Source organism: Halorubrum gandharaense (assembly GCF_054654575.1).
The window spans coordinates 1,589,414-1,606,260 of sequence record NZ_BAAIET010000001.1; the positions used below are offsets into that span (position 1 = coordinate 1,589,414).

Genomic DNA, 16,847 nt, shown 5'->3' on the forward strand with positions numbered 1-16,847 from the left:
AGCGTATCACACAGGGGCCGAGCGCTGGGCCCCGATCCCCCTCAGTTCACGTCGATGCTGTGGCCGTCCGACTTCTCGGGCGACTGCTTCGGGAGCGTCACCGTCAGGACGCCGTTGTCGTATTCCGCCGTGGTCGCCTCCGCGTCGACGGGTGCGGGGAGCGGAATACGTCGGGAGACGGCGCGCTGCCGGCGCTCGCGGCGGTGGTAGTGGGGCTCCTCGCCCTCCTCACCCGCTTCCTCCTCCTCGACCGTCTCGGTGTGGGACGCCGCGATGGTGAGCGCGTCCTCGCGGAGCTCGACGTCGATCTCGTCGCGCTCGAAGCCGGGGAGGTCCGCGGTGACGACGAGCTCGTCGTCCGTCTCGGCGACATCGACGTTCACGTCGTTCGAGACGGCGGGCTCGATGTCGGAGCCGAACTCCTCGAACTCCCGGCCCATGCGCTCGAACAGCTCCTCGATCTCACGGAAGGGGTCGCGTCGTGGCATACAGGCGAGTAGTGGGCGGCGACGACCTTCAAGATTGAGGCCGACCGGTGGAGAAGGCGCCGGTCGCGCCGCTCACTCCAGGACGTGCTGGGTGTCGTAGGAGCCGAGCACCTTCACCCACCCCTTCTCGGCGATCGTCTCGATGTCGTCGACGGCGTCCTGGAGGGGCTGCTCGAAGAGGCCGGCGTCGACGTCGAAGTGGAACAGGTAGTCGCCGAGCCGCTCGCCGCTCGGGCGCGACTCGATCCGCGAGAGGTTGAGGTTGCGGTCGGCGAACGCCTCCAGCAGCTCGAGGAGGAGTCCGGGGTAGTTGTCGTTCGGATAGACGACGAGCGTCGTCTTACCGCCGGCATCGGATCTGGCGGACACGGGTGCGACGACGAGAAAGCGCGTGGCGTTGGAGGTGCGGTCCTGGATGTCCTCGGCGAGGATCGTCAGGTCGTCGCCGGCGTTGTCGGGATGGCCGATGCCGGCCACCCGGGCATCCTCACGGGCGCGCTCGACGCCGCGCGCGGTGGAGGCGACCGCCTCCATGCCGGCGTCGGGGTAGTTGGCCTCCAGCCAGTTGCGACACTGCGCGAGCGCCTGCGAGTGGCTGGCGACGACGTCGAACGACTCCGACTGCGCGAGCAGCGCGTGGCGGATCGGGGTGACGACCTCGGCAGTCACCGACACGTCGTAGTCGGCGAGCGCGTCGAGACTCTCCGTCACGGAGCCCTCGATGCTGTTCTCGATGGGGACCACGCCGCGCTCGAACTCGCCGCTCGCGACGGCGTCGACGATGGCGGTGACCGACTCACGGAACGACACTTCGGCGGCGACGGCCCGGGCGGCGCGGTGCGAGTAGGTGCCGGCGGGACCAAGCGTGACGGCGTTCATCGCACTCCAGTTTCACACGGGCGGGCAAAAGAGTGGCGAGCGTGGCGAGGCTCGCGTTACAGCAGCCCGCGGTCGGCCTGCCGGCGCTGCAGCCACACGAACGAGCCGGTGTCGAACGCGAACGCCACCGTCTCGCCGTCCAACCAGCCCGCGACCGGCCTGCCGGACACCTCGTCGTCGAGGTCGCGACGCCAGCGCTCGCCGGCGCCGTCCCCCTCGTCACCATCGTCCCCCTCGCCCCCCGCGTCTGCCCCGACTGCGACGGCGTCGTTCCTGTCGATGCCGTACGCCTGCGACTCGTCAACCACCACGGGCGGATCGGCCGACACGCCCGCCGACGCCCGCCACAGCGGCTCACCCGAGACGGCGTCGACCACGTGGATCGACCCGCGCTCAACGGCCGCAACCCGGCCGTCGGTCACCGTTGGGGCCGGACCGCTGGCATCGAGGCCGACGGTCCATTCCACAGCACCCGTTCCCGCATCCAGCGCAATGAGGCCGTCTTCGGAGCGGACGAACAGGCGGTCGCCCGCCGGCGTGACCTGGGGTGACGACACGTCGTCGACCGCCCATCGACGACCACCGTCGGGCGCGACCGAGACGACCTGCGAGGAGGTAACGGCGACGACTCCCGTTCCATCCGGAACGGCATTCTGACCGAGCAGAGCGGTCACCGATTCGCCGCCCTCCATCTCGACGACCCACGCGACTGAACCGTCCCGAACCGCCGCAATGCCACCGTCGACGGCGACATACGCCCCCGCAGCATCGGCGGCTATCGGGACGACCTCCTCCGCCGCTTCTTCCTCGTCGGGGAGCGTACTGCCGTCAAGCGTCGATTCGTCGAGCGTCACGCTCCACGCCGGCGTTCCTTCGAACTCCTCTCGCGGCGGGCTCGTTCGGTTCGCGTCCGGCGTGGCCGTCTCCAGCCGACCGGCTTCGGTGAGCGCGTGAACGCGGTCGCCGTCCATGGTTGCGGCCACTCCCCGCGAACGGCCCTCGTGCTCGTGGCTCCACCGAAGCTCACCGTCCCGGCCGATCACGTTGACGACCGTCTCGTCGTCACCGAGCATCCCGCCGGCGTGGACAGCTCGGATCAGATACGCTCCCGGAGTCGCCGTCACCACGTCGCTCACGGGACCGAACGGAGAGCGCCCGGCCTGGGTCGTCCGCCGTACGTCCCCGCCGCCGGGGGCGTATCCGCAGCCGGCGACCGTCGAGACGGCGCCGGTCACGACACCGGCGAGCAACTGACGGCGCTTCACTCGATCTCACCCGCGAGCTCGCGGAGCCGTTCGATCCGGTCGTCGGTGGGCGGGTGTGTTGCGGGGAACACGTCCGTCGAGACGAGCTCCGCGTCGGTGAACGCGCGTCCCTCCAGCGGAGCGACGTACAGCGCCTCCGCCCCGCCGTCGAGCTTTCGGAGGTCGCGATCGGGCACCTCGCTCATTCCGTCGTCCATCGTCCGCAACGCGCTCGCGAGTGCGGTCGGATCGCCGGTGAGCGCGGCGGCTCCGCGGTCGGCGGCGTGCTCACGGTAGCGCGAGAGCACGCGGTGGATCAGCACGCTCGCCGCCCAGAACATCGCGGAGACGGCGAGCGTGACCACGGCGACGACGACCAGCACCACGATCGCCTTGGCGGCGCCGTCGCCGCGGTTGCCACCGCCGCTTCCGCCGCTGCCGAGCGCGCGCGCCATCCCGTACAGCACGTAGGCGGCCGCGACCGCGAGGTAGTAGGTGACCGTCGGCAGCAGCCATGCCACCGTCATCACGGTGGCGTCGTCGTTTTTGAGGTGGGCAATCTCGTGGGCGAGCACGGCGTCCAGCTCGCGGTCGTCGAGTTCGTCGAGCAGTCCGGTCGTGACGACGACTGCCGAGGTCGACCCGCGCGGGCCGTCGACCGCCATCGCGTTCGGCGTCTCGTTTTGCGTCACGGCGACCGTCGGCTTCGGCAGGTCCGCCTGCCGGGCCAGCCGGTCGACGCGCGCGTGAAGGTCCGGGTGCGTCTCGGGGGTCACCCGGTTCGCGCCGATGCTCGCGAGCACCGTTCGGGGGCCGAACCACGCCTGTACGGCGAGCCCGCCGCCGACCACGAGGACGGCGAGCCAGGGCTCGACGTAAACGCGGCCATGGTACGGCCCCGATCCCTGCCACTCCAGTAGGGGGATGAAGACGGTGTTCGTCAGGTAGACGAACGTGTAGAGGAACACGAACGGGAGGGCGACGACCAGCCCGACCGCGAGCAGCGTGCGCCGCCGGAGGCCGGGGTGATCGGGCAGTTCGGAGGGCATCGACCCGCCGTACGAGGCGGGGGAAGAAAGGTGCTACGCGACCGGCGTGCGTTCCACGGCCGTCTCTACGCGACCGGCGTGCGCTCGACGACCGTTCCGTCGGCCGTCGGGTACTGCTCGACGATCTCGCCCTCGTCGAGGTCGCCGTCCTCGACCATCTCCTCCAACAGCCACCACGCCACCTCGACGTGGCTCGACTTGGCGGTGTAGAACTCCTCGGGGACGCCGAGCGCCTCGAAGCGTTCGGGGTCGGCGTACGTCTTGCCGTACACTAAGGTGCCGTCGTCGGTCACCTCGTCGAACTCCCGTTGGAGGTTGTTCGCCATCCGCTTGAGGCGGTTGCGGTGTTGGGCGGCGTCCTTGAACACCGAGGTGCAGAAGTACACCTTCTCGTGGGAGGCCATCTCCTCGAGGATCTCCGATTTCGACCCGTCGACGGCTGACATGTGACCCTCCTGCAGCTCGAAGCCCTCCTCCTGCATCCGGCGGTAGTTGCCGTCGCTCATCTCGAACTCGTTGACGTTACAGAACTCGGCGGCGCCCTCGTCGAGGAAGTCGAGGAACTCCGTCTCCGCGCGAATGCCCGGAATCTCGAAGGCGGGCGTGAGGCCCTCCTCGCGGGCGATGTACAGGATCTCCTCCCACTCGGTACCGTGCATGTCGCCCCAGAGTTCGAGGGGCGGGTGAAAGCGGATCTCGTCGAGGCCGGCCTCCGAGAGCCGGCGCATGTTCTCGCGCCCGCCGGGAATTCCCGTATACAGGTGGGTGTGGTGGTCCTCGCCGAACTCGTCTTTGAGCAGTTCGAGGTAGCGGCACGTCTTCTCCAACGCCTCCTGGGGCTCGCCGCCCGTGATCGACGTGCCGAGCGCGTCCATGCGGTTGGCCTCCTCGATCACGTCGTCGTCGGACTCCACCTTTCGCTCGTTGGCGTACACGTCCGTGACGTTCTTGCGGTTCTCTCCGAGGGGACAGTAGAAGCAGTCCCGCTGGTCACAGTAGCCGTAGACGAACAGCACCATCTTCCCGCCTTTGGCGCACTGTTCACAGCCCTTGGAGATCATCTACCCTCCTCTACCGTCTCGGGCCTCAAAAACCGTCCGAACCGGTCGTCGGGGCGTCAGCGGTTCGCACGCGACCCTCAAGGTCACCGAGCGCGTCCGACCGTCCATGCAGAATGCGGACGACTTCCGACCGGATGCCACTGACTCCCGCCCCGCCGCCGGACCGGGTGACGCCACCGACCACCCCACCACCCGCCGGCGCTTCCTCGCGGCGACAGGAGCGACGGCGCTCGCCGGCTCGCTCGCGGGCTGTGCGGAGCTCGACTTCGTGAGAGGGAGCAGCGCGATGGAGTACACCGCCGAGCACGGTACGGTCGCCGACGCCGCCCTCTCCGAGACGGGCTACGAGCTTCACGAACTGGACGAGGAGGTCGTGACGGAGACATTCACGTTCGCCGGCCGCAACCGGGACGTGTCGGTCACCACGGCCATCGCGGAGTACGACCGCGGCGTGGACCTGTCGTTCGTCGACCAGCGCCTGCAGGCGGCCGTCTTCTCGGTCGTCTCCACGCCGTCGGTCTCCGTCCTCGGCCGACCGTTCAACCCGGTTGCGGAGATGGACACGGACGAGCTCGCGGAGCGCATGCAGGACTCCTACGAGAACGTGCGGAATCTGGAGCGCGACGGCGAGACGACCGTGGAGGTGCTCGGAGAGCCCGTGGAAGTTGCCCGGTTCGTGGGCGAGGCGACGCTGGTGAACGGGAGCGTCTCGGTCGACATCGTGCTCCACGTCTCGGAGCCGACCGCGGCCGGCGACGACCTCGTGGTCTGTGTCGGCGCGTATCCCGCCGCGATCGACGACGAAGCGGCGGTTCGGACGCTTCTTGAGGGCGTCGAGCATCCCGGGGTCTGAGGCGGAGTGACGTAGTCATAGCAGATAGAAATACCCCAACAAGATGACTGAAAGAACTACTATTGGAGATAGCCATATGAGGTTCTCATTAGAAGGGAGAGAATCATATGCGCCGTGGGTGAAAATGTCTCTCGCTGTTAAAATGATCATCGCTAAACCAATAACGGTGAAGAATATTGAAAGTAGATCCGTCATTCCCTCTGTCACATACCCGTAGACAAAGTACATTATAATAGAAACACCCAATCCTATTGTTGATCCATGGTAGAGTAATGGTTTAATCATGGCTATAAAATACAATACTAAGTGACAATAAATATTGCTACATCAGGTATTCGGACCGGCCCTGTCTCGGGGCTTCAGCTCCGCTCGCCGCGCCTCGCGGCCTTTTTTGGTGGAGATTTTTCAAGGAGGGTCGGCAGGGCCGCCTCCGGCGGCCCGCCCGCCGACCCGACGCAGAAAAAGGTCCAGCCGAAAGCCTTTGTAAGGCGGTCGCGTACCGTGGTTCGATGCTGCTCGTCCTCTGTGTCGACCTCGACGACGACCTCGGCCGCAAGACTGGCGCCACGACGCCGGTGATCGGCCGCGAGGCCGTCAAGGAGGCCGCCGTCGCGCTCGCGACGGTCGACCCGGAGGACTCCGACACCAACGTCCTCTTTCAGGGGATCAACACCTACGACGAACTGGCGGCGCAGGGAGAGGCGGTGGAGGTCGCCGCCGTCACCGGCGTCGAGGGGTCGGACGTGAAGGCGAACCGCGCGGTTGGCGAGGAGATCGACCGCGTGCTCGCGGAGCTGTCGACCGGGGAGGAGGTGCGGGCGATCGTGATCACGGACGGCGCCCAAGACGAGTCCGTCCTTCCCGTGATCCGGTCGCGGATGCCGATCGACGGCGCGCGCCGGGTGGTCGTCCGGCAGGCACAGGACCTGGAGTCGATGTACTACACGATCAAGCAGGTGCTGGCGGACCCCGAGACCCGGGGGACGATCCTCGTCCCGCTCGGCATCCTCCTGCTCATCTACCCGATGGTGGTCGTCGCCAACCTCTTCGACGTGGCGGGCGCGGCCGTCCTCGGGATCCTCTCGGGCATGCTGGGGCTCTACTCGCTGTTCCGCGGACTCGGATTGGAGGAGACCGTGGACAGCGGGGCCGCCGCCGCCCGAAATCTGCTGTACGCCGGCCGGGTGACGCTCATCACCTACGTCGTCGCGCTCGCGCTGATCGTCGTCGGCGGGTTTCAGGGCGTGGAGACGGTCGACGCCGTCCGGGAGGTGCACGACGCCGCGATTCCCGTGGCGACCGCGCTGGCGGCATTCGTCCACGGCTTCGTCCAGTGGCTCGCAGTCGCCGGCGTCACCTCCAGTCTCGGCCAGATCACCGACGAGTATCTCGCCGGGCGGTTCCAGTGGCGCTACCTCAACGCGCCCTTTTACGTGGTCGCCATCGCGGTCGTCCTCTACGGCGTTTCCGGATTCTTCCTCCCGGAAGCGCCCGGTGTGACCCCGCTCGACCTCCCCGACTTGGCGCTGGCGCTCGCGGCCGGGACGCTGCTCGGCGTGTTGAGCACGCTGGCGTTCGCCATCGCGGAGTCGCAGGTGCCGACGGCGGAACCGGCTTGACCCTGAAACGAGCCCGAACGGCTCGACCACGACGGACCCCCGATGAACGATGTCAGGAGTGCGTGTAGTACGTGAGCGGATGGGGCGTTTATAAGGGAGACGTTGGTGGATTTGGTTTCTCTTTATAAGTCGTGTTTGAGTGGTGAGTCGTCGATAGCTTGCCGGTGAGGACCGCCGGCAAAGCCCCAGCCGGCTCCGGTCGAGGGGCTCGTTGCGCTCCTCACTCGCTCCGCTCGTTGCGGTGCTTACGTCGCCCGTCTTCCCGGAGCCGGCTGCCCCTTTGAGTCCCACCCCGCACCGCACCCGCACAGCACCTCACGCCTCCCCAGCCTCGTCGTCGCCTGCGGCGACGACTCCCTCGCGCGTCGGCTCGCGCCCAGCAGGCGCTCGCCGGGCGCGCCACCGCACCGCGCGTCTGTTTATAAGCGGGGCGTCACTCCTACTCTCGGTCGTTTATATACCACCTTGCCGGTTCCAAGTTGCAACACCCACTCCCGATCTCACTCGTCGAGCGTTTCGGAGCAGAACGCGAGTTTCGTGACTCGTTTCGGACACGAAAACTGGCCGCCAACGAGCGTCAGGCGTCGCGGTCGGCCAGCAGCTCCGAGGCCGTCACCAGCGACTCCAGCGCCACGTCGTGCTCCGCCAGCAGCTCCGCGGCACCCTCCTCGCGGTCGACGACGACGAGGACGCGGTTCACGACGGCGCCCGCCTCCCGGAGCGCCTCGACGGCGTCGACGGCGGACTGGCCCGTGGTCGCGATGTCCTCGAGTACGACGACCTCCTCGCCGTCCTCCAGCCGGCCCTCGATGCGGTTGCCCGTGCCGTACTCCTTGGCCTGCTTGCGAGCGATGACGTAGGGGCGGCCGAGCCGCTCGGCGGTGACGGCGACCAGCGGGACGGCGCCGAGCGCGACTCCTGCCAGTTTGGCGTCGGTGTCGGCGAGCCGGTCGGCGAAGGCGTCGGCGATGAGCCCGAGACAGTCCGGGTCCGTCTCGAAGAGGTACTTGTCGACGTAGTAGTCGCTCGTGCCGCCGTGTGAGAGCTCGAACTCGCCGTACTGGACCGCGTCCGCCGCCCGGAGCGCGGCGATAAGGCCGGTCGTGTCGGTCATACTTGAGAGGGATGGCGGGCGGCTAATAAGCGGGTCGGAACGGGAACGGTTCGACCGGAAACGGACACTCCGGACGACGCCGGCGTGTTACTCTCCGGCTTCTCGCACGCCGGCTGCACACTCCCGGAGCAGCCCGTCGAGGTTCTCGGGGAGCGTCGGGTGGTACGCCCGGTCGGGGATCTCCCGTACGTCGAGTTCCATCTCGACGGCCATCTGCATCGTCTTCGCGAAGGTGTCGGCGTGGTAGTGGAGCCCCTGCCAGCCGAGCACCGTGCCGTCGTCGGCGTCGACGACGAGCCGCGCCAGCCCGTGGGGGACGTTCTTCGATTTGAACACGCCGTCGGAGTCGGCCGTCCGGGTAGCGACCACGGTGGCGTGGCCCGCCTCGGTCGCCGAGCGCGGCGTGTGGCCCACCCGCGCGAACGGGTAGACGCCGGCGCCCGAGAAGACGACGTGGTGGTGGACGTTGGTGTACGGCTCGACGGCGTCCCCGCGGGCGTGGTTCAGGATGTTGTCGGCCGTCTGGTACCCCTGCTCTTTCGCGACGTGGAGGATCGGCTCCCGACCGTTCACGTCGCCGACGACGAACGTGCGCTCGTCGTTCGGCGGGCGCATCGTCGCGTCGATCCACCCAGGATCCGGCTCGAGGCGGGTGTTCTCCAGTTCGAGCGGGTCGAGGTTCGGCGTTCGGCCGGTGAACTGGAACACCGCCTCGGCCTCGACGGCCGAGCCGTCGTCGAGGTGGAGGCGCACGCCGTCGGCGGTCTCCTCGACCGACTCCTCGTACACCTCCGTGCGAATGTCGATGTCGAACTCCTCGCGGTAGATGTCGAGCAGCTCGTCACCGAACTCGGGGTCGGCCTCGTCCAGCGGGCGCTCGTCGTGTTCGATGACGGTGAGCTCCTCGACGCCGGCCTCCGCGAGGTACGGCGTCATCTCCATGCCGACGTAGCCGAACCCCATCACGACGCCGGAGTCCGGCAGCTCCGTGGCGTGGAGCACGTCCTCGCTGGTGTACACGCGGTCGTCCGCGAGCTCGGCGTAGCCCGGGATCTCGGGCGTGTTCGGCACCGACCCGGTGGCTATGACGACGTAGTCCGCCTCGATCGTCTCGCCGTCGACCTCGACGACGTGGTCGTCGACGAAGCGCGCGGGCTCGTGGATGAACGTCACGTCATCGTCCTCGGCAAGGTCGTGGACCGCCTCGCGGCGGTAGCCGGCCCACTCGCGCGTCCGGTCGTTCTTCTCACCGACGACCTGCTCAAGGTCGAGCTCGTGCGGCTCGCCCGTGAGCCGGCCGTCGTCGCGCCCCTCGAACCGGTGGGCGGCCGCCGACAGCAGCTCCTTCGACGGCATACACCCCTCCAGAATACAGAGCCCGCCGCCCGGGTCGCCGTTGTCCACGAGCGTCAGGTGGTCGATGCGCTTTCCGACGTGGGGAGCCAGCCGCTCGGCGACCGCGGCGCCGGCGCTGCCGTAGGCTCCGATGACGACGACGTGCATATCGGAACGGAGACGCCCCGCCTACTAAGGGTTGCTCACGCCGGCAGGGAGAACGGACGAACGCGGCGGGAGAAAAACGGGTAGCGCCCTACCGCCGGCGCGTCCGCGCGGCCGCAAGCGTCGCGACGACGAGCGCGACCAGGCCGGCGACGATGCCGAAGCCGGGCACCTCAAGCAGACTCGACGTGCGGTCGAACTCGATGACCTCACGCTCGGAGCCCTCCATCGCGACGACGAACGCCGTGTCCGCCGCGGAGACGGTCGGGTCGTCGACGACGTAGGCGGGCTCCTCGCCCGCCGCGTCGATCAGGTCACCGTAGGAGTCGACTTCTTCGGCGGGCACGTCGCTCACCCGAACCTCGGTTTGGTCGGGGTCGTCGATCACGTCGGCGGCCGGTTCGACGACCACGGCACCGCCATCGTCGACGCCCGTGACGGCGACCTCGAGGTAGCCGTCGTCCGCCTGCGGCGCCTCAACGTCGACGTCGTCGCGGTACTCGATCACGTCGACGGCGAGTTCGCCCTCCCGCTCGTGGATGTACGCCTCGCCGGCGGCGATCCCCTGCGAGATCAGCCGCTCGCTGGCCTCGTCCTCGGCGTCACGGACGGGACCGTGCGAGCGGAAGACGAGCCGGTCACCCTCCGCGAGGTCGGCGACGACCTCGCCGTCGTCGTTCACGCCGACTTCGCCGTCGCTCTGGCCGGCGATCACGAAGCTGCCGGTCTGCTCGCCGGCCTGCACCAGCGCGAGGTCGCCCTCGGTGGTGACGCCGGTGATCTCGTTCACCTCGACCTGGACGTGCGTGCGCTCCTCGGCGGCGTGGACCACGAGATGGCCGCGCTCGTTGTCGTAGGTGTACGCCTCCGCGCCGTCGTCGGTCGCGAGGTCGATCCGCGACTCGGCGTGGTTCGTCACCTCCATCGGAGAGCGGTCGACGTCGATCTCGCTCACGTCATCGACGGGTTCGCCGGCGGCGACCGACACACTGGGGAACAGGGTCTCATCCTGTACCGTGTAGTCGGCGATCCCGTCGTCGACGACCTCGAAGCTCGCGTACGTTCCCTCGTACGTGCCGTCGTCGTGTGGCGCGGCGCCGACCGCGATCGCGGGCACCGCGAGCCCGACGGCGACGACGAACACCGCAAGCAAGAGTGTGTGATTCCGCATCGTCGAACCAACGGAGCGGGCGTAAAAGGGGTTTGGGGCCGGGGGGGTGTGGCGTCGGTCGGCGACCGGAAGTGACGGAGCTTACCGGTCGATGTCGTCCGCGCCGTCGATCGTCGCCTCGACCTCCGCAGGTGTGACGACGGCGAGGTCGCCGTCGATCGTCCGTTTGAGCGCGGCGGTCGCCGACGCCCACTCTAGGGCCTCGGCCGGATCGCCGCCGGCGAGCCGTTTCGCGAGGAAGCCAGCGACGAAGGCATCACCCGTGCCGATCGCGTCGTGGGTATCCGCCTCGAAGACGCCCTGCTCGTACACCTCGTCGTCGCGCAGCGCGACCGCCCCCTCCTCGCCACGGGTAACGATCACCGACTCGAAGTCGAACTCGGCGGCGAGCCCGTGGGCGATCTCCACGGCCTCACCCTCGCGACCGAGCACCTCGCGAGCGTCCCGTCGTGGGATGAACAGCACGTCGATGTACGCGAACAGGTCCTCGAAGGCCGCCCGTGCGGTCTCCGGGTCCCACAGCTTCGCGCGGTAGTTGAGGTCGAACGACCGGGTGACGCCCGCGGCGCCCGCGGCGTGGAGCAGGTCGCGGGTCGTCTCGGCGGCCGCCTCAGAGAGCGCCGGCGTGATGCCGGTGGTGTGGAACCGCTCGGCCTCCTCGAAGACGCCAGTCGGCAGCTCCTCCGAGGAGACCGTCGTGATCGCGGCGTTGTCGCGGTCGTAGAGCACGTTCGTGCCGCGCGGATCGCCGCCCTGTTCGAGGTAGTAGGTGCCGAGCCGGGTGTCGTCGGGGTCCGCCCACGAGACGCCCGTCCGGACGCCGTGGCTCCGGAGTTCGCCGACGACCCGCCGGCCGAGCGGGGAGTCCGGGAGCTTCGAGAGCCAGACGGCGTCCGCGCCGAGCCGCGCCGCGCCGACCGCGACGTTGCTCTCCGCGCCGCCCGCCTGCGCGTCGAGCGAGCGCGCCGTCTCCAGCCGCTCGCCCCGCGGCGGGGAGAGCCGGAGCATCGTCTCGCCGAACGTCACGAGGTCCGTCACGGGAGCCACCCCGCAGTGTCCGTGGTCTGCATACATCCCTCCTCACCCGGACGATACAAAAGAGGGGGAGGTTGACGGGCGGAGGCGTCACGTGAACGGAGATAACGGGGGAATCGCGGCATCCGCCGGCGAGGGACGCCGCTCCGTACGAAGGCGGTTAGACGCGTGCCGGATCGGCTTCGGCCTCGACGTCGAAGCCGGCGTCGGCGAACCACTCGAACGTCGCCTCGATGAACCACGGCAGGTCGTCGGGGACGCGGGCGGTGATGAGGTGGTCGTCGACGACGGTCGGCTCGTCGAGGAACGTCGCGCCGGCGTTCTCCACGTCGACCGCGAGGGTCTCGTAGGCTGCGATCTCGCGGTCCTCGATGACGTCCGCGCTGATCAGCAGCTGCGGGCCGTGGCAGATGGCGGCGATCGGCTGTTCGCGCTCGTCGAACGCCGAGACGATCTCGGTCGCCGCCGGCGCCTCGGTCCGGAGCCGCTCCGGCGCGTCGCCGCCGGGGATCACGAGCAGGTCGAACTCCTCGGCGAACCACTCGGGATCCTGCTCATCCAGCGACCGGTCGGCCTCGGCGGTGTAGCCATGCTTGCCCTCGACCGTGCGACCCTCGGGAGTCGCGACCGAGACCTCGAAGCCCGCCTCCTGCAGGCGGTAGTACGGATAGTTGAACTCACTGTCCTCGTATCCGTCGGTGGTGATGATGAGCCCCTTCATGGCTCGGGAGAGAGTATGGAGGCGATTCGTAAAGAAACTTATTCTACTTGTCATTTAGCCACTTGTTGAAACCAAAAGATGTCACTGACGGATATGAGAGTCGATCACAAACCCCTCCTTCGCCGGCGTGTCCCCCACCCCCGCAGAGACGCTGCTACTCGGCGCGCCGGCCGGCGTGACCGGGGTAGTCGCGCTCGAAGCGGTCCTCGATGTCGGCGCGGTCGAACGCGATGACGACGGGGCGGCCGTGCGGGCAGGCGTAGGGGTTCTCGCAGTCGTCGAGCGCCGCCAGCAGGTCGACGACGCTCCCCTCGGTGAGCGAGGTGTTCCCCGTCACGGAGGGGTAGCAGGCGAGGTCGGCCAGTAGCTCGTCGACCACGTCCTCGACCGGCTCGCTCCCGTCGGCGGCGTCGCCGACGAACGCCGAGAGCACGTCCCGGAGGAGTTCGGGGTCAAGCGCGGCGTCAAACACTGCGGGAACCGCCTTCACCACCACCTCGCGCTCGCCCGCGCGCTCCGCGCGAAACCCGAGCTCGCGGAGGTCGTCGACGAACGCCTCGAACAGCGCCGCTTCGCGAGCGGTCAGCTCGACGGTGACGGGAGAAGCGAGCGCCTGCGCGTCGGCGCCGTCGGCGAACGTCCGCTTGAGGCGCTCGTAGTTGACGCGCTCGTCGGCGGCGTGCTGGTCGACCAACACCAGCCCGTCGGGTGCCTCCGCGACGACGTACGTGTCGTGAAGCTGGCCCAGCACCCGAAGCGAGGGCAGCGAGTCGAACGCGCGCTCGGCGTCCGTCGCGTCGCCGCCGAGCGTTCGCTGGCTGGTTGCGGTCGGGGCCCGGGTGGACGGCACGGAGTCCGAGGGTGATCCGGTCGACGGCTCCTCGGTGGGCGACGCGTCGGCCGACGACGAACCAGCGGACGCCGAACCGGTGGACGACCGATCCGCGGCCGGCTGGGAATCCGCCGAGAACGTGCCCGCCGGCTCCTCGGCAGTCACATCGTCCTCGCCACTCTCGCCCTCGTCGCTCCCGTACTCGCTGCGCTCGGCCTCCTCATCATCTGTGGGGGCGAATCCCGATTCCGGAAGCGCGTCGGCCGGGGAGTCGGATTCCGCGTCGTCGGGCTCCGCTCCGCTGTCCGCGTCGGCGGCGTCCACGTCCGACTGCCACTCCCGCGGGGAGGGGCGTTCGGTGCCGGTTCGGGCAGTCGAGTGGCCGGGGAGCTCGCCGTCGTCGTCCTCGCCCGATCCCGACCCCGACTCCTCGGCATTCCCGAATCGGGGAGAATCCGCCGCTGCGCCATCACCCGCATCGCCGCCGAGCCCGCCGACCGTCCACGCGTCCTCGTCGTCGGGGTCCAGCTCCGCGGCGGTGGTCGTGGCAGGCTCTCCGTCGTCCGAATCCCCACCGTCCGATCCCCCGCCGTCCGACCCTCCACCCGCATCCCGGTTCCCGACCCCGGCGCGCTCGTGGGCGGTACCGGCGCCGCCGACCGCCTCGCCGTCGGGTGCCTCGGGGGACACTGCCGTCTCGTCCGGGGCGGAGCGACCGCGGGGCGCCGTCGACCGGATCAGGCCGTGGTCGAGCAGCGCGGCCTCCACGGCGTCCTCGACGGTGGACTTGACCGCGCGCTCCTCGTCGAAGCGCACCTCCAGCTTCCGCGGGTGGACGTTTACGTCCACGCTGCCCGCGGGCACCTCGACGAACAGCACCGCGAAGGGGTAGCGGTCGGGCGCGAGCTGGCCGCCGTAGGCGTCGATGACGGCCTCGCGCAGGACGCTCGCCGTCACGTACCGCTCGTTGACGTACGTCGCGAGGTAGTCGCGACTCGCCCGGGTGGTCTCCGGATGCGAGACGACGCCGTGAACGCGCTCGACGGGGCTGGCCGGGTCCGTCGACCCCCAGGACACGTCGACCATCGACTCCGCGACTTCCCGGCCGTAGACGGCGAGCACCGCCGAGCGCAGGTCGCCGTTCCCCTCGGTGGCGAACGTCTCGCGCCCGTTGTGCTCCAGCGACACCGCCACGTCCGGGTTCGCGAGCGCGTAGCTGGTGACGACCGTGTTCACGTGGTCGAACTCCGTCGTCTCCCGTTTGAGGAACTTCTTGCGTGCGGGGGTGTTGAAAAAGAGGTCGTCGACCTCGACGGTCGTCCCTTCCGGGCAGCCGGCCGGTCGGACTTCCCCCACATCGCCACCGTCGACGGTGATCTCCGCGCCGGCCTCCGCACCCGGCGGGCGCGAGCGAACGGTGAGTCGCGACACCGCGCCGACCGTGTACAGCGCCTCGCCGCGGAAGCCGAGGGTGCCGACGCCCGCGTCGAGGTCCTCGATCGAGCCGATCTTCGAGGTGGCGTGCTCCGCGACCGCCGCCTCCAGCTGCTCCGGCGGGATCCCGACGCCGTCATCACGCACGCGGATCCCCTCGGTGCCGCCGGCGTCGACCGAGACGGAGACGCGCTCGGCGCCCGCGTCGAGGCTGTTCTCGACCAGCTCCTTGACGACCGACGCCGGCCGCTCGACGACCTCTCCGGCCGCGATCCGCTGTATCGTGCGCTCGTCCAGCCGTTCGATCTCCGGCGTCTCCATTGCTGTGAGACGGTGGGCGGAGCGCGCACTTGAACCCGTTGGCGCGGGCGAGCGTCGGTGGACTGTCGGTGAACAGTCGGTCGCTGGGAATTGCTTGTTGGTCGATGTCGGGAGTAGGTGTTGCAGTTCGCCGCTGGCGAGGTAGTATATAAACAGTCGAGAGAGGGGGTGACGCATGCCTTATAAACAGACGTGCGGTGCGGTGGCGCGCCCGGCGAGCGCCCAGCGGGCGCTCGTCGGCGCGCGAGGGAGTCGTCGCCGCAGGCGACGACGAGGTTGGGGAGGCGTGAGGCGCGGTGTTGTGCTGTGCGGGGCGGGACTCAAAGGGGCAGCCAGCTCCGGGAAGACGGCCGACGTAAGCACTCAAAAGGCCGGGTGGTGCCGAGAGGCCTTTTGAGCGCGCAGCGAGGGTCCCGCGAGCCTGCGAGCGGGACGACGGAAGTCGCAGCCCGCGAGCAATGCGAGAGCGACCGGAGGGAGCTCTCGATAGCGAACGGCGAAGCCGTGAGCAGCGAGCCGGACCGCCTTCCGGAACCCTCGACCGGAGCTGGCTGGGGCTTTGCCGGCGGTCCTCACCAGCGTCGCCCCAGCGACTCACCGGCCAAACACTGCTTATAAACGACCGACAACCCCATCGACATCCCACTTATAAACGCCGCACCCACTCACCTGACACACCTACTCCCGGCATCGATCAGCAAGCACTCTGTGTAGGCCGAGTCTGGGTCGGGACCTGTCACCTGATACGGCGTTCAACAGCGCCAAAGCCCTCAAAAGGGCTTCAGAAAAGGCTCAAAAGGCCGTGAAAACGGGCAGCAAAAACCGTCGGCCGCCGGCCCCCTCCCGCCGGCGGAGTGCCGCGGTCGTGACCGCCGGCGGAGTGCCGCGGTCGTGACCGCCGGCGAGCGCCGGCGAGCGCCGAGTACCGAGTTCCGGCGTCGGTCGGCGGAACGCCCCCGGCCTCAGCCGAGGACGTACCGGAGCGCGGGGAAGCGCTCGATGAGCGCCTCGCCGCCGACCTGGAGCCGCTCGATGTAGGCGTCCACGCCGAGGACGCGCCCGGCGCCGAACGCCGCGAGCGTGGCGAACACGACCGCGTAGACGATGGTCGAGTCGAACGCCGCCAGCACGTCACCCTCCCAGCCGCCGAGGTAGAACATCGTCATCTGGGCGGCGCCGCCGAGCGCGGCCAGCCGGACGAACGCCCCGGCGATGAGCGCGACGCCGATCAGCACCTGCGTGACCGGGACGACGGCGTTGACGACCTCCATCAGCGCCGCGCTCCCGGCCATCGCGCCGTAGATGCCCGAGACGGGACTCGCGGCGTCGACGTTCGCGAGGTAGCCCGCCGCGTCGAACGCCTCGCCCGAGACGAACGCGAACTTGCCGAGCCCCGCGAACAGCATCATCCCGCCCATCATCGCCCGGAGCGCGACGATGAACAGCCCCGAAAGCGTGTGGGCTTCACCTTCCAGCGTGATACCGCCGAACGTTCCGCCGAACCGGTTTGGAGTCGTTGTGGACAT

At 69.0% G+C, this 16,847-nt stretch carries 15 protein-coding genes; 2 read left to right on the top strand and 13 right to left on the bottom strand.

The window, feature by feature from the left end:
• Positions 1 to 41: 41 nt before the first annotated feature.
• The 5 genes from hsp14 to ACYQ07_RS07610 form a co-directional block, all read right to left on the bottom strand.
• The gene (gene hsp14, locus ACYQ07_RS07590) at positions 42 to 488 is read right to left on the bottom strand and encodes an archaeal heat shock protein Hsp14 (protein WP_459879394.1); all 447 of its coding nucleotides are present in this window, start codon (positions 486 to 488) and stop codon (positions 42 to 44) included.
• Positions 489 to 560: 72 nt separating this feature from the next.
• Positions 561 to 1,367, bottom strand: a complete 807-nt coding sequence (gene pheA, locus ACYQ07_RS07595; RefSeq protein ID WP_459879396.1) for a prephenate dehydratase — start codon at positions 1,365 to 1,367, stop codon at positions 561 to 563.
• Between the two features lie 56 nt (positions 1,368 to 1,423).
• Complete coding sequence (locus tag ACYQ07_RS07600; RefSeq protein ID WP_459879398.1) at positions 1,424 to 2,632, bottom strand: outer membrane protein assembly factor BamB family protein; 1,209 nt, start codon at positions 2,630 to 2,632, stop codon at positions 1,424 to 1,426.
• Positions 2,629 to 3,660, bottom strand: coding sequence for a M48 family metalloprotease (locus ACYQ07_RS07605; RefSeq protein WP_459879400.1), 1,032 nt, complete (start codon positions 3,658 to 3,660; stop codon positions 2,629 to 2,631). Before ACYQ07_RS07605 ends, ACYQ07_RS07600 begins: the two co-directional genes overlap by 4 nt.
• 65 nt (positions 3,661 to 3,725) lie before the next feature.
• Positions 3,726 to 4,721, bottom strand: a complete 996-nt coding sequence (locus ACYQ07_RS07610) for a radical SAM protein (RefSeq protein ID WP_459879402.1) — start codon at positions 4,719 to 4,721, stop codon at positions 3,726 to 3,728.
• 106 nt (positions 4,722 to 4,827) lie between these two features.
• Between ACYQ07_RS07610 and ACYQ07_RS07615 the strand changes: the two genes are divergently transcribed.
• Positions 4,828 to 5,574, top strand: coding sequence for a DUF6517 family protein (locus ACYQ07_RS07615; protein WP_459879404.1), 747 nt, complete (start codon positions 4,828 to 4,830; stop codon positions 5,572 to 5,574).
• A gap of 15 nt (positions 5,575 to 5,589) precedes the next feature.
• On the opposite strand, the gene ACYQ07_RS07620 is transcribed toward ACYQ07_RS07615, so the two are convergent.
• The gene (locus ACYQ07_RS07620; RefSeq protein WP_459879406.1) at positions 5,590 to 5,859 is read right to left on the bottom strand and encodes a hypothetical protein; all 270 of its coding nucleotides are present in this window, start codon (positions 5,857 to 5,859) and stop codon (positions 5,590 to 5,592) included.
• 224 nt (positions 5,860 to 6,083) lie between these two features.
• On the opposite strand from ACYQ07_RS07620, the gene ACYQ07_RS07625 reads away from it, so the two are divergent.
• Entirely contained in the window at positions 6,084 to 7,193 is a 1,110-nt protein-coding gene (locus tag ACYQ07_RS07625) for a DUF373 family protein (protein ID WP_459879409.1), read from the top strand.
• 577 nt (positions 7,194 to 7,770) lie between these two features.
• Here the strand turns inward: ACYQ07_RS07625 and pyrE are convergent.
• The 7 genes from pyrE to ACYQ07_RS07660 all read right to left on the bottom strand — a co-directional run bounded on the left by pyrE (position 7,771) and on the right by ACYQ07_RS07660 (position 16,847).
• Positions 7,771 to 8,307 carry an orotate phosphoribosyltransferase gene (gene pyrE, locus ACYQ07_RS07630; protein ID WP_459879412.1) on the bottom strand — a complete coding sequence of 179 codons (537 nt, stop codon included), beginning with the start codon at positions 8,305 to 8,307 and terminating at the stop codon, positions 7,771 to 7,773.
• Between the two features lie 87 nt (positions 8,308 to 8,394).
• On the bottom strand, positions 8,395 to 9,810 hold the full coding sequence (locus ACYQ07_RS07635; RefSeq protein ID WP_459879415.1) for a dihydrolipoyl dehydrogenase family protein: 1,416 nt from the start codon (positions 9,808 to 9,810) through the stop codon (positions 8,395 to 8,397).
• A gap of 88 nt (positions 9,811 to 9,898) precedes the next feature.
• Entirely contained in the window at positions 9,899 to 10,978 is a 1,080-nt protein-coding gene (locus ACYQ07_RS07640; RefSeq protein WP_459879418.1) for a hypothetical protein, read from the bottom strand.
• Between the two features lie 81 nt (positions 10,979 to 11,059).
• Positions 11,060 to 12,025, bottom strand: a complete 966-nt coding sequence (gene kdgK1 / locus ACYQ07_RS07645) for a bifunctional 2-dehydro-3-deoxygluconokinase/2-dehydro-3-deoxygalactonokinase (protein ID WP_459880286.1) — start codon at positions 12,023 to 12,025, stop codon at positions 11,060 to 11,062.
• 148 nt (positions 12,026 to 12,173) lie between these two features.
• Positions 12,174 to 12,734 carry a type 1 glutamine amidotransferase domain-containing protein gene (locus ACYQ07_RS07650; RefSeq protein WP_459879420.1) on the bottom strand — a complete coding sequence of 187 codons (561 nt, stop codon included), beginning with the start codon at positions 12,732 to 12,734 and terminating at the stop codon, positions 12,174 to 12,176.
• A gap of 154 nt (positions 12,735 to 12,888) precedes the next feature.
• Positions 12,889 to 15,321 (bottom strand): DNA mismatch repair endonuclease MutL, encoded by a 2,433-nt coding sequence (gene mutL, locus ACYQ07_RS07655; protein WP_459879423.1) that lies wholly within the window; start codon positions 15,319 to 15,321, stop codon positions 12,889 to 12,891.
• Positions 15,322 to 16,283: 962 nt separating this feature from the next.
• Positions 16,284 to 16,847 carry a DoxX family protein gene (locus ACYQ07_RS07660; RefSeq protein WP_459879427.1) on the bottom strand — a complete coding sequence of 188 codons (564 nt, stop codon included), beginning with the start codon at positions 16,845 to 16,847 and terminating at the stop codon, positions 16,284 to 16,286.

What these genes read in the sequence shown, in the direction of transcription:
- pyrE (WP_459879412.1), bottom strand. Translation starts at nt 8,307, where the DNA reads ATGACCGACACGACCGGCCTTATCGCCGCGCTCCGGGCGGCGGACGCG.
- ACYQ07_RS07635 (WP_459879415.1), bottom strand. Translation starts at nt 9,810, where the DNA reads ATGCACGTCGTCGTCATCGGAGCCTACGGCAGCGCCGGCGCCGCGGTC.
- ACYQ07_RS07640 (WP_459879418.1), bottom strand. Translation starts at nt 10,978, where the DNA reads ATGCGGAATCACACACTCTTGCTTGCGGTGTTCGTCGTCGCCGTCGGG.
- pheA (WP_459879396.1), bottom strand. Translation starts at nt 1,367, where the DNA reads ATGAACGCCGTCACGCTTGGTCCCGCCGGCACCTACTCGCACCGCGCC.
- ACYQ07_RS07615 (WP_459879404.1), top strand. Translation starts at nt 4,828, where the DNA reads ATGCAGAATGCGGACGACTTCCGACCGGATGCCACTGACTCCCGCCCC.
- ACYQ07_RS07605 (WP_459879400.1), bottom strand. Translation starts at nt 3,660, where the DNA reads ATGCCCTCCGAACTGCCCGATCACCCCGGCCTCCGGCGGCGCACGCTG.
- ACYQ07_RS07620 (WP_459879406.1), bottom strand. Translation starts at nt 5,859, where the DNA reads ATGATTAAACCATTACTCTACCATGGATCAACAATAGGATTGGGTGTT.
- ACYQ07_RS07610 (WP_459879402.1), bottom strand. Translation starts at nt 4,721, where the DNA reads ATGATCTCCAAGGGCTGTGAACAGTGCGCCAAAGGCGGGAAGATGGTG.
- ACYQ07_RS07660 (WP_459879427.1), bottom strand. Translation starts at nt 16,847, where the DNA reads ATGTCCACAACGACTCCAAACCGGTTCGGCGGAACGTTCGGCGGTATC.
- mutL (WP_459879423.1), bottom strand. Translation starts at nt 15,321, where the DNA reads ATGGAGACGCCGGAGATCGAACGGCTGGACGAGCGCACGATACAGCGG.
- ACYQ07_RS07650 (WP_459879420.1), bottom strand. Translation starts at nt 12,734, where the DNA reads ATGAAGGGGCTCATCATCACCACCGACGGATACGAGGACAGTGAGTTC.
- hsp14 (WP_459879394.1), bottom strand. Translation starts at nt 488, where the DNA reads ATGCCACGACGCGACCCCTTCCGTGAGATCGAGGAGCTGTTCGAGCGC.
- ACYQ07_RS07625 (WP_459879409.1), top strand. Translation starts at nt 6,084, where the DNA reads ATGCTGCTCGTCCTCTGTGTCGACCTCGACGACGACCTCGGCCGCAAG.